Here is a 12,274-nt window from a genome sequence, read left to right as displayed (position 1 = left end):
CAGTAGAACCTCGCCAATCGCATACTTTAAATACTTTCCAGTTTTGTTTTTCACCATAAAGTCGTATCGGATTTTTCTAAAGAAATGTATCATTGATTAGTTGTTGGTTAGAATGAAGCACAACGTTTTGGCTAAACTGCGTTTTAATGGAGTTTAGGTTTTGTTGGTATTAGTTACAGTAATACTCAATAGCTCGGTCAAGAACATCTCTTTTTATATTTGTAAAGTTATCACGCGTAATAGGAACTAATAAATCCATAGGTACTGGATTCCCCTGGAGCATATTTCCATTCTTATCTATAGTCTTTGAATAAGGGATATTAATTTTAAATAGCTCTTCTCCAGCAATGCTTGGTTTTTTCTGTGCATTTCCATAATAGACTCTGTCTAGATTCCCCTCTTTATCAATATAGTAAACCACGGAGATCAAGGAATAGGTCAAGTCTGCAGATTGAGGTTGTCCAGCTATATAAGCTCCCCCAAATTCCTTAAAACGAAAAACAAAATCATCTGCGGAACTTCCTGTGCCGTCATTGGTGAGAATGATAATCTTCTCAAACTTTGTAATCAATTCATTGTTAGGCTGTATAGTCCCCAATCCACATTCGTCATCTGCTTGGCAAAAGTCACCTCTCGCAGGCAAGAAATCCCCATATTTAACTTTGTCATATACACCACTCTCCCGAATTGAACTGTACCAATTTTCAGCATTTGGACTGAAGTAATTGAGTGCATTTCGCGTTAAGGAATCTTCCATTAGTTTGGTTTTACGATACTGCACGCGTGTATCAGTAAATGGTGCGGGGCTGAACATTTTGACAAATGGTGTATTTTCATTTCCTCCTAGGTTATCCTGCAAGTCAAAGATTAAGTAGTTTGTTTTATCCTTAATAGACTCCAAACCTCGCATGAGACGTTTGACATCTTTGCACATTGTTGAATCTTTAATTTCGTCTAGTGAACCCGAACAATTCATATCTCCACCAAAGCCTTGCATGTAGATGAAGTTCTTTATCTTGATGAGTGCAACATTATCTTTCTTTAGCAATGCAACTTTATACCCCTTTTCAACAGTTTCCCAATCCTCATAACCGTCAAGTTCTAGACCATCAAAAAATACATCTTCATCGGATGGTTCAACAGTGTTGTAATGAACAGAGTCCACTTTTTGATCATCGTATGAGACCAAATAAGGAGTTTCACCACCCACACGCAAATAGCGCTGATTGAAATATGAACTGAAGTTTTTTAATACAGCATTTGATCTAATCTTTGTAGTTTCATAGTTCGAAAAATCCCAAAATATTTCTTTAATCGGTTTGTTATTAATTGAAACTATGCTGTTCCCATTTTCAACATTATAGAAACTAATATCAGGGTAAGTATACCCAAGTTTAAAGTTGCTCTCATATTCGGCATAAGTATTATTTGTCTTTTCTATTGGATATAAAAATTCCAAATGTGAATGACCGTTAAGATATCCGCGTCTAAATTTTAAAAAGAGATTTTTAAGCTCTTCTGGCGAGACGCTATTATTCCAGTTTTTTTTATGAAAGGCTTTGTAATCTTGCCAGGAGACTTCTTTATTGTTATCTCGAGTAAGCCTCATCTCAGCATCAAAGTATTCAATGTCTGAAATCATCATCTCAAATAGTGAATAGGTTTGCTTTTTGTTTAGTAAAGGTTTATTTATTGGACTGAAAGAAACAAATAGAATTAAAAGGAATGTCGATATTATTAGTCTTATCATTGTTTTAGAAATATTTAGTCCCAAAAGTGAAAACAACCTCTATTTGAGGGCTTTCCCTTTTATGTTCTCTTAATTAATGCCAACGCTCAACTAAAATGAGTATGCACCCCAGTTGCTAGAAGCTCCGAAGTTGCTTTTTTTTCATTGTCTTTTAAATGGATCTCTTCGCCTTTTAGTGTTTGTTGTGCATAGTTTTAGATGCTTATAGAATGCTAATTTGGAGAATTTGATCTGAAAAATCAGTATGGAACTTGCAAACATCATAATTACTGTGGTTCAGACATAATTTAAAGATTTAATAACAGACATGAGAATAACTACGGTAGCACAGCATAACGTAAGTTGGCACTGTCTATAACCAAAGTTTTAGTTAAAAATAATTTATTCCCTGTCATCCCGCCTAAATCTCCACCTATGCTGGAAGCTTTCATCGTCCATACCATTAATTTATTAGGCCATTCGAAATTCGTTACATAGGTAAGTGGTGCTGTAGTTGAGCCAAATTCAAATACTCCTTTACTTTCAATATTATGACCAGGTATCTGGCTGCCCCACGAGTTGACGAGAAAGGATTCTCTTTTAGCCCCTGGTTTAGCTAATTCCAAAAATGTATCTTCATCTACTATCAATTCAAAAGCGCTGGAGCCCGAATCAAACCATAAGTTTGCCGGTGTATCATTTAGCTTGGCCGACAGAAATACTTTACGTCCATCAAAAGTGAAGGGTAGGAACTCCGCTTCTTTTTCAATTTTTTCTGGGACAAATTCGGCAAGTGTGATTTGCTCCTTCTTATAATCCATTATTAAGGTATGGTTTTCCATAAAATCTGATCCTACAGTGCCTATTATGATCACTGAAGTACTGTCTGACCAGTCGATTTTGTTCCCCATACCCCTAAAGCTTATAGAACTTGCTTTGATATCCACCGTTCCAACTTTAAAAGAGGTATCTATCACCCGAATCCGATTGTCAAGGGTATCAATTTGAAAGATGTCTCCATATTTTTCATTAATCGAAAGCACATTTTTGTAACTAAAAACAGTTGAAGGCGCTCCGGTATCAAATTGCATATATAATGTGCGATCTACCCCGGCAATAGTTACTGGGACAAGTATGGCAGCATGAGGTTCTATTTTATTGTTTAACTTTTCCTTGCTCCAAACAAACTCAAACTGTTCCCCCAGATTTGATACAGTTATTGTACTTGGAGGAGCATTCATGAATTTATTCTTAAAATAAAAAAAGTTACCGATACCTCCCACAAGGATTAAGGCTAATAAGAGCAATAGTATTCGTTTTACAAATTTCATTTTATAAAAATTTTATTGATTAATAAGTTGTCCGCTCAGCACATAGATGCTATGCCTTTTGTTTGAACAAAGGAGCCCAAATCAGTCATGACCTACAATGACATAATCATGACATTTCTATGTCATATTGTGGTCAAATGAGCTTTATGACCTTAGAATGCACTTTTTCCCATTGCTCCTTTTGGATTTTTTGAGCAGTATTCAGGATGCTTGCAATGTTGTAAAACCAAAAAATAACATAAGTAAAGATGACCGAACCTGTAGTGTTTAAGGGTGGGGGGTCGAAAAGGCGTACTATGAAAGGCGCTAAAATCAGTCCCATCGCCGTAAAAATGGTCCAAAGAATTTGAAAACTTAAGATTCTTCCTCCTACCGCCATCAGCAGTTCGGTTTTCCGGTACCTCATCCATAGTATTAATGGGAGGATCAAGTTAGTGGCCGGAATGATCATGACCACTAATGCGGATAGATTTAGCCATTTCACGTTTTCTTTTTCATCTTCGAGGGGAGCAGGAGACAAGGATTGGGTCAGTTCTGTGATGTCACATTTAAGTGCTTCGGCAATCACTTGCAGTGTGTGTCCTCTGGGAGTTGTTTCTCCATTTTCTATCCGTTGTACGGTTCGTGCAGAAACACCCGATATCTCGGACAGGGCTTCTATGGACAATCCTTGATTGTTTCTTCTTGATTTGATTTCCTGTCCAACTGTATGAGATGTCTTCACAAAAAGCTTTTCCTCCGCTATTTTATTTTATTTGATTTAAATATACCAAATCTTGGACTGAGGGGTGTGCCTCGTTGGGAATTATGCACAACGGTTTGGCTATGATTAGTTGCGTGGTTTAGCAATTAACTTTGCAAGCCTGCCTGCAGGCAGGCAGGTACAAACCAAACTGAAAATCCTTACTGATTTAAGAAGTAGGGGAGAACAAGAGATTACATAAAGCTGTTATTGTAAGGCGTTTTCCATTCTTTCATTAAATTCTTTGGGTTCGTCAATATGTAGTCCAAGTAGGTTAAATCTCTTTTTTATTCCATAAAGACCAACTAATTCGTTCTCCTTTTTCAAGTAAATTATGACATTATGACTTTCAAGTTCTCCAAGTGGCGAAAGTGTTTTGGTCAATTCTTCTTTTTCTAACGACTTTCTCGAGAGTTCAACTTTGTCAATGTCTGAAAAGGGAATATCAACTTCATTTAAAATGCCATATTTTAAAGTTAAACTGTCTTTGTTAATCGAAATAGGTCTTTTGGAAAGTGATTTTGCAAATCCGAACACTTGAATAGCAGTGTAAACGCTTAATGCCGTTAAAATCCAAGCAGCAACTATACTCCAACGAGCAAGTAAGAAATGAAGTGCAACAGTTTCAATTCCAATTATCATTATGAATCCGCCAAATAGTGCCGGTGTTCCACTATTTTTATGATAAGTAAATTCATTTTCATTAATTTCTCTTGTTTTCCAATTTATAAAGCCATAGTAGAAAACAGCAACCTCTGTTGAAAATGGTAAGACAAGTTTTTTGGGAAAAATTTCGCTGCAAACCTTTTTTAATGTATCATAAAAGTCAGGTGTTGCACTTTTTAGTTCTTTGTAAGTTTTAATGGCTCTACGGACTTTAATTACAATGAAAGTTAATATTGAGATTTCAATGACTGGTAAAGCCCAAGTTCTGAAGAGTGATAAATATGCTTGGCTTTCTTGCGGTAAAAAATATGAACCGACTAAAAGTCCAATTATCATAATAGGAATAACCGTGGTATTAGGTATATCGGATTTTCGAATTAGCAGAAAGTAAACAAGTGGAACTATCAAAAGCAGATCAGCCGTTATTGCAAAGTTCAAAGTCTCATTCCCATTTATAAATGAAGACTTCATTAGCAAAATTAGAATGCCTAAAAGTCCAAGAGGAATTCCAAAATTGATAAGATTCCTATTTATATGTATTGTTCCCTTCATATCGTTTTTTTTAATGCCTTAGGGTTTAGTATATGAGGCGTATCCTGAAGGGTATGGCTTATATAAGTTGTTGGCATTTCATTAAATTATAAATTCATGTTTTCTAAATTAATTTTAAAGCCATAATAGGCATTAATTAGAAATAACAAATTTGTAAGAGGGCCGATGATTAATGCTTGTTTCCAGCTAATAAAGCCCATGAATGAAATGGAAAAAGCAATTAGAGCAAGGCTTGCAATACAAACCGCAGAAAATCGAATCCATTTCTTTAATAAAGAATCATAGAGATAGAGATGTATCAAACCTCCTAAGTATACTATATTTCCAAATACAAATACAACAATTGCTATTTGATTTGCCATTTCAGCTAATTCAACAGGTGTGTTATTATAACCACCAAGCATTAGTGGATATAAAGTGAGTGAAATTAATTGGCCCACAGAAATTAGTGACCAACTAACCTTTTTAGAGTTAATAGCAAAAAATATAGCACCAATTGCTATCATGGTCATAAAGACAAATTCAGCCTTCCAATGGCCTGCATATATACTCCAATTTTCATTCATGTAGCTATATCTTTCAACGACATCTACTGGCGCCTTACTTGAAAGATAAATGTAAATCCCTATAGTAATATTTACCAGTAGATTACCTAATATCCAAAATGCTTTTGCTAATTTCATAATATCTCAGTTTAATGACTGCCAACGGTGTGTGTATAAGCCGTTTTATTGGCTTATATAATGTTATGTTTCGTTTCAATTCCATTTTTTAGCAAGTACTAATTATAATTTAAGCAATATTATGACTTTTTTCCTCTGTCCTTTTTTTAAAATAAACTTCCAATTTTATTATCCAGGTTTAGCAAAGTATTAGAAGCAGACCAGAAGTTTTAATAGTCCTGGTAACATAAAGCAGATTATTAAACTATAATGAAACATCGAAACACCAAAAACTATTATCAGTGTGCTTGAAGATGAAATCAGTTGAATGCATACTTCTCAAGCCATTCAATATATCCATCATGCATCCCTGATGAGAATCCCCTCTCAGCAATGGTATCATGGTCATTGCATAGACGGTCATACACCGTGAGATAATGATCGGCTACTGGATCCAAAAGCAGTTGTATATTTCCTGGAAGGCCGGATGGAAAAACCTCTATCAACCGTTTTTGGTTGTCCTCAAGTGAGACAAGACCGTCAGATCCACCGTATGCTAATAATAATGGTATTTTGGTCTTTTTCAGATCCTCTGAGGTGGAGTCATCTACGATATTATGCATGAAACCAAGCTCAAAATACGGGAACCAACCACCCAATTTACGCCACATATTGTGAGTCCTCATTCTCTTTTTTATTCCTCGCTCCAGCTTTTTTCCTTCCAAACCTTCACACTCAAGAAAGTTTCTTTCTCGATAAAGGTCCTGCTCAGCAAGGGTGGTGACAGGACCTACGAGCGATATAGCGAAGTCTACATTTGATTCCATCCCCGCAACCCGCTGTACTACCCAGCCTCCCTGGCTATGGCCCACGATTCCTACATTGCGACCAAGCTTGGGGTCTACTCCAATGTAATGGTCGATGATGTTAATCGCATCCTCAGCCATCAGGGTAAATGAGCTGTATCGTTTCCAGTTTCCTGTGGAATTTCCAATTCCCCTTTTGTTCCAAACAACAAGTGCATAGCCTTTGTCGAGAAACACATTCCTAAGGTATGCGTCAAAAAATCCAGGGAAATAATCTCGCATATCTCCTGACCCGGATCCACGAACAAAAACCACCATACCTTGTATCTTTTTGCCATGTGGAGGAAGTTCTATTCCAGTCTCTATCAGGTCCTTTCCACTCTTAACCATATGGATTTCCAGGTCTTCATTCTTTTCGATTAACCCTTGCTTTGTGCTGGCACAAGAACTAACAAAGGACAATGTAATCAGAGCTATGAAAATTTGAATTACTCTTCGAAAACTCCTGGCTGGTTGATTGCTTGTGTTCGCTATTTTAGGCTCCTGCTTAATTGTTGAGTAACTCATTTTCTTCCACAGGTATTCTATTGGACCTTGACGCCATGTATTTAACCAAAAATAGCTGGCGATGGATTGTAGGATGAAGAATAATGTTGCCAAAAGGTAGTTTTCAGGTTCGGAAAGTTTCCCATATAACTGAAACAAATTTGTGCAATGGTAAATAACAATCAGGTAAAATACAGATTGACTCAGATAATTAGTCAAAGCTGTTTTTCCAACATACTTGAATCCTGACAGGATCTTCTGAAAGATGACAACCCTGTATAGGGCTGCAAATAGAGTGATATAGGCGAGACTTTGAAGTAACATGCCCGCTATGATGGCAAAAGGAACCCATAACATGGGAATGTCCAATGCTAACTGTCCGGTCATTATCAAATGAAAATAATAGCTTGCCGGTAGTCCCAGTAGGACACCGGAAACCACGAATCCTGTCTTTAATCGTTTGAATCCATTATCGGAAGTGAAAAAACCAATCTTCCCCAGTGCCATTCCGATCAGCATGTTGCCGAAGGTGAAAAATAGGGTCAATGGCATGTCATTTAAAAAGTTAACCCATGGAGACGTAATCCAATTCAATTTTACATATTCCCAATAGGAATTGGTGAGTCCAAGGTCATTGATGATGGCAAAATCATAGTCATAAACCGCCCATCCTAAGGCACTGTTACCAATGAATGTTGCACCGGTTAAAAGTACATTGAAGATGACAGCCAGTATCATCAGTTTTTTAACAGGCCAGTTTCTCAATAGCAACAGGAAGACTCCACCAAATGCATAGGACATGATGATATCACCATTCCAAAGCACGAAAGAATGGATGCAGCCAATGAGAAAGAGCAGGCCCATCCTTTTTAAAAAATAGCTATTGAAATGAATCCCCTTTTCCTGGGCGCGTGAAAATTGGATGAAAAAACCAAAACCAAACAGCATCGAAAATATGGAGATAAATTTCTTTGAGATCAGAAAATTGTAGAGGAAGTGTAGGGTCTCATCATATGCGGATACGATGGGAGGATTTCCTCCAAAAGGAATATTGGCATATAAAACTCCCAGTAGAGCAAACCCTCTCAAGGCATCTACCACTTCAATTCTTTTGGAGTTGTTTATGGGTTGTAATAGCGTTTTCATTTTGCAATGATTTTAGAATTAAACTTCTTGTTGTTAAGTATCTTAATTCAAATCTATACAGTGCGAAAACACAAATAAAATAAAGCATGTACTCGATACAGGATGCAGGACAAACTCATGGTGTATTTACAGGAGTCAGGACAAATGGATTACCGATTGCGGGAATCAGGACATCAGATTTTTCTATAATGACCCGGAGAATGCCCTAGTTTTTTCTTGAAGGCAGCATACATGGCCGAGCGGGATTTAAAACCGGAATCGCTTCCGATACCTTCAATCGAAAGGGTGTTTTTTACATCGGATTTAATTAGCTCAACCGCTTTTTCAACCCTGAAATGGTTGACCCATTCGTTAAAATTGACCCCCATGTTTTTATTGATGCAGGATGAAATCAGTCTTGAAGACATATTAATTTCTTTCGCAAAAGTATGAAGCGTTAACTCTTCGTTTAAGTAGAGTTGCCGATTTTCCATTGCTGAAATGATCCTCGCACTGTTGTCTTCAGTGCACGGATGATTTTCTTTTCCATCGTCCCGCCCTTCTTTTTCCTTCAGGGTATAGAGCGGAACATGTTCGAAAAGATTGGGGTTTTTAAACGCCTTGAAGCTGAAGAAATAAAGAAAAATAAAAATGAAAATCCAGGTAACACTCAGATAGTCGGAGGGACCGGTTCCACCCGAAAGGACATAGGCCAACTCAAATCCCCAAAGAACAATAATGGGCAACAGGATAAGGATAAATTGCCAAAGCCAGTTGATTTGGAGCATGGCAAAGTCTGTAAACTCATTCTGAACAATGGTCCTATATCGGTAGGTCTCCAAGATTGAAATCACAAATGCCGTAACCGTCAAAAGGAAAGCACCATACTGAGAGGTCATAAAGAGAGTGTTGGTCAACTCTACACCAAAAACATACCTAATGGAAGTACTGGAAGCTAGATGGAAAATAATGTTAAGAGGGGTCAGACAGAAAATAAGGATCGCAAGGAAATAATTGACCTTAAGGTATATTTTGTAGGTGGATACCCGATCAAGCTTTTCCAGTACGTAGTGGAGAAATAAGACAGGAAAAAAGAGTTTCACCTCGGGAATACCGAAATAATCACCTATAAGGTAACTGCCAATATAATTATAGGGAAAGAAATCACTGGACAAGGCTTCAAAAACAAAGGCCAGTAAAAAAAAGCCTAAAATTTTATTGGCATTGCTTTTTGACTTTTTGGAGAATATATAGGTAAATCCAAGGAATACTCCTTGAATTACGATTACCCATATAATAACATTCGCTATTTGATCCATGCGATTTCAAAAATTGGTTGCATGTCGTCCTTAATGAAACACAACGGTTTGGCTATGCGCAGTATCCCGAAGGGTATTGCGTATAGGTTTTGTTATCATTAATTGCTAGCCAAATCAGACTTTCTATAAACAGATTTGCCTTTAGAAAATGTCTCAATTATCTGGATTTGATCCAAACTATCAGGGTTAACTGATAATGGATTTTCACTAAGAATAACTAGGTCAGCATATTTTCCTACTTCAATACTTCCCTTCATATCTTCTTCAAAGTACTGATAAGCACCACCTAGTGTGCTGGCGTATAATGCTTGCATGACAGTGGCTCGTTGATCAGCACCAAGAATATCTCGGTTCCTCGTTTTTCTATTCACTGTAATACTAATTAGTCTCATCATATCTGGTGGTATTACTGGAGAGTCATTGTGGATGGTGAATGGTATCCCTTTTTCAATTGTAGCTCCTACAGGACTGATAAAACTGGCTCTTTCATCACCAAAACTTAACCTATGCCAATCTCCCCAAAAAAAAGGATGGGCAGAGAAATATGAGGGGATGATATTAAGATGTTTTGCGCGATTTAATTGATCTTCTCTGATTAGTTGTGCGTGAATGATGACAGATCGATGATCTGAAATAGGCGGCTCTTTAACTGCTTCGGCTACACCATTGATCATTAATTCGATTGCTTGATCGCCATTTGCGTGAACTAAGACCTGTGCGCCTCTGTCAATCATTTTTTTCACCCTGTATTTATATAAAGATGAATCATAAGTTGGGTAGGCAACATAATCATCTTTAGCTCCAGGAGGGCCATTTGTATATGGTTTTGAGAGCCATGCTGTTCTTCCTTGTGGAGATCCATCCAATCCAAATTTAATACCCGCGTTCCGGTATCCATTGGTGTATTGCTTACTGAATGTTATGTTGTCTAGCTGTTGGTCCGTTAATCCATTTCCATATACGTAGCTTACAACATCAATAGGAAATGGGGTGTCCATCACCTCTGTGTACTTCTCTTCTACATATGCTAAGCCAACATTGCAATCTTGAATTGTAGTGATGCCATAGCTTGCGTAAAGATCAAATGCCTTCCTCATAAGGATTGGTTTTTCAGCATCGGTAGTTTGTTCAGACTCTCTTGGGAAGAGACCCATAGCAGTTTCTTCTATGATCCCGTTAGGTTCTTTACCGCCTGAAATGCGTTGTATAACACCACCAGGTGGTGCTTCAGTATTAGATGTCACGCCATAGGTCTCTAATGCAAGGGAGTTAACCGCAATTAAGTGACCAGAAACATGTCTGATAATAATAGGATGTTTCTTTGATGCTTTATCGAGATCGTACCTATTTGGATGTCTCTTTTCCATTAAGAATGAATCGTCATATCCAACACCAAAAACTAATTCTCCTTCTTTTATTTCGTTATTTTCTATCCATTCATTTAAAGAATTAATAATGTCTTCAATGCTTGATATATTATTTATAGGTGGTGGCGAGAGGTCTAATAAACCTAACCTATTTGCAACTATAGAAAGATGCCCATGAGCGTCAATAAACCCAGGTATAAGAGCTTTTTCACCTAAATCAATAATTCTTGAATCCTCTCCTTTCAATTTTATGATTTCTTCTAGAGTACCTGAAGCTATAATTTTATTGTCATAAATAGCTATGGCAGTAGGAGAATCATCGCTCATTGTGATAATGTTTTCTCCGGTTATTATAATGTTTGGGTCAGGCTGTTTATCACAGGATAGACAGAACAGGATTAGAATAAGGAAAAAGATTTTGTTCATGCAAAAAATCTGATTTGAATATTTTAGAGTTAATTTTCCTGTTTACTTATAGTAACCTTCGTTTTCGACGAAAGTTCAATTTAATAATTAATGCTAATGGTTTTGTATAAGCGGACGTTTTAATGCCGATTATACATTGTTGTGATGCGTTTGTTTTTTGTCCACCAAAAATAAGTGACAATACTAAATATTAAAGCCATGACAACCCATGGTAGTTGCAAAGCAGTAAGCGATAACGTTTCCAAACCTACATTTGACTGCAAAATCCCTGATGGAATCGCCTGCATTGGTTGTTCTATTCGTAAATCAAAAACACTTATTGTTATAAAATTAGCACCAGTATGAATTCCTAAAGCGGCACCTAATCTTTTGGTTTTAAAATAGATGATGCTAAAAAAAATGGTGTGTAAGGCAGGAATTAAAATACTATAAATGAGCAATTCCCCTTCAGCATCAAATGAATAACTTTTAAGTCCAACAAAGAAAACCATGACAAGAATTGCAGCATTGGCACCAACACTATCTTCTAACCTTTTCAATGGGTAGCCTCTTGTAAAAAGCTCCGTACCTAAATCCGCGATAAAAATGAATATTAGCCCATAAAGTATATTAAAAAGTGAAATGTTGGCCCTCAATTCCCATGAAAAGCCTGCCGTGTAGGATTGTACAATCGAAACAATGGCCCATAAAAAAATTCCAATTAAGAATCCGTAAAGGAATTCGAATCGGTTTTTCCTATCAAGTGAAATACCTAAATCATACAGCGTCATTTTATCCTTTTTACAAAACCATTTGGTGATGAGCCAACTGGAAAATGCAAATAGTGAAAACAAGAACAACATTGTAAAATTATGAGGCAATTGAAAGGGAATAAAATTAGCGACTAATCCCTTTCGAAGTAAAAAATCAAATATCCATAAGATTACTAAAAACAGAATAGCTTTTAAAAATGGTTTCATATCTGTCTATTGCGTTTATATGATATTGATGAATGCATCACAAT

9 protein-coding genes are annotated in these 12,274 nt (G+C 36.8%); all 9 read right to left on the bottom strand.

Annotated elements, in window-relative coordinates; genetic code table 11:
* Positions 1–169 precede the first annotated feature (169 nt).
* On the bottom strand, positions 170–1,750 hold the full coding sequence (locus AAGF08_RS20050; RefSeq protein ID WP_343513217.1) for a S41 family peptidase: 1,581 nt from the start codon (positions 1,748–1,750) through the stop codon (positions 170–172).
* A 317-nt stretch (positions 1,751–2,067) separates the two neighbouring features.
* A complete protein-coding gene (locus tag AAGF08_RS20045; protein WP_343513216.1) occupies positions 2,068–3,060 on the bottom strand; it encodes a hypothetical protein in 993 nt (330 codons plus the stop codon).
* A gap of 133 nt (positions 3,061–3,193) precedes the next feature.
* Positions 3,194–3,784, bottom strand: a complete 591-nt coding sequence (locus AAGF08_RS20040) for a helix-turn-helix domain-containing protein (RefSeq protein ID WP_343513214.1) — start codon at positions 3,782–3,784, stop codon at positions 3,194–3,196.
* Positions 3,785–4,009: 225 nt separating this feature from the next.
* Entirely contained in the window at positions 4,010–5,020 is a 1,011-nt protein-coding gene (locus tag AAGF08_RS20035; protein ID WP_343513212.1) for a hypothetical protein, read from the bottom strand.
* 86 nt (positions 5,021–5,106) lie between these two features.
* On the bottom strand, positions 5,107–5,703 hold the full coding sequence (locus tag AAGF08_RS20030; RefSeq protein ID WP_343513211.1) for a hypothetical protein: 597 nt from the start codon (positions 5,701–5,703) through the stop codon (positions 5,107–5,109).
* Between the two features lie 299 nt (positions 5,704–6,002).
* Positions 6,003–8,180: an alpha/beta fold hydrolase gene (locus tag AAGF08_RS20025; RefSeq protein WP_343513210.1), complete on the bottom strand. Its 2,178-nt coding sequence runs from the start codon at positions 8,178–8,180 to the stop codon at positions 6,003–6,005.
* Positions 8,181–8,353: 173 nt separating this feature from the next.
* The gene (locus AAGF08_RS20020; RefSeq protein ID WP_343513209.1) at positions 8,354–9,478 is read right to left on the bottom strand and encodes an AraC family transcriptional regulator; all 1,125 of its coding nucleotides are present in this window, start codon (positions 9,476–9,478) and stop codon (positions 8,354–8,356) included.
* Positions 9,479–9,576: 98 nt separating this feature from the next.
* Positions 9,577–11,271, bottom strand: coding sequence for an amidohydrolase (locus AAGF08_RS20015; protein ID WP_343513208.1), 1,695 nt, complete (start codon positions 11,269–11,271; stop codon positions 9,577–9,579).
* 119 nt (positions 11,272–11,390) lie between these two features.
* Positions 11,391–12,230 (bottom strand): CPBP family glutamic-type intramembrane protease, encoded by an 840-nt coding sequence (locus tag AAGF08_RS20010; RefSeq protein ID WP_343513207.1) that lies wholly within the window; start codon positions 12,228–12,230, stop codon positions 11,391–11,393.
* Positions 12,231–12,274 lie beyond the last annotated feature (44 nt).

The sequence above is a fragment of the Algoriphagus sp. SE2 genome (genome assembly GCF_039563885.1).
Lineage (GTDB): Bacteria > Bacteroidota > Bacteroidia > Cytophagales > Cyclobacteriaceae > Algoriphagus.
The sequence above is the reverse complement of the archived record's forward strand: the minus strand, read 5'-3'. Positions and strand labels throughout refer to the sequence as shown.

What these genes read in the sequence shown, in the direction of transcription:
- AAGF08_RS20020 (WP_343513209.1), bottom strand. Translation starts at nt 9,478, where the DNA reads ATGGATCAAATAGCGAATGTTATTATATGGGTAATCGTAATTCAAGGA.
- AAGF08_RS20045 (WP_343513216.1), bottom strand. Translation starts at nt 3,060, where the DNA reads ATGAAATTTGTAAAACGAATACTATTGCTCTTATTAGCCTTAATCCTT.
- AAGF08_RS20030 (WP_343513211.1), bottom strand. Translation starts at nt 5,703, where the DNA reads ATGAAATTAGCAAAAGCATTTTGGATATTAGGTAATCTACTGGTAAAT.
- AAGF08_RS20050 (WP_343513217.1), bottom strand. Translation starts at nt 1,750, where the DNA reads ATGATAAGACTAATAATATCGACATTCCTTTTAATTCTATTTGTTTCT.
- AAGF08_RS20015 (WP_343513208.1), bottom strand. Translation starts at nt 11,271, where the DNA reads ATGAACAAAATCTTTTTCCTTATTCTAATCCTGTTCTGTCTATCCTGT.
- AAGF08_RS20035 (WP_343513212.1), bottom strand. Translation starts at nt 5,020, where the DNA reads ATGAAGGGAACAATACATATAAATAGGAATCTTATCAATTTTGGAATT.
- AAGF08_RS20010 (WP_343513207.1), bottom strand. Translation starts at nt 12,230, where the DNA reads ATGAAACCATTTTTAAAAGCTATTCTGTTTTTAGTAATCTTATGGATA.
- AAGF08_RS20025 (WP_343513210.1), bottom strand. Translation starts at nt 8,180, where the DNA reads ATGAAAACGCTATTACAACCCATAAACAACTCCAAAAGAATTGAAGTG.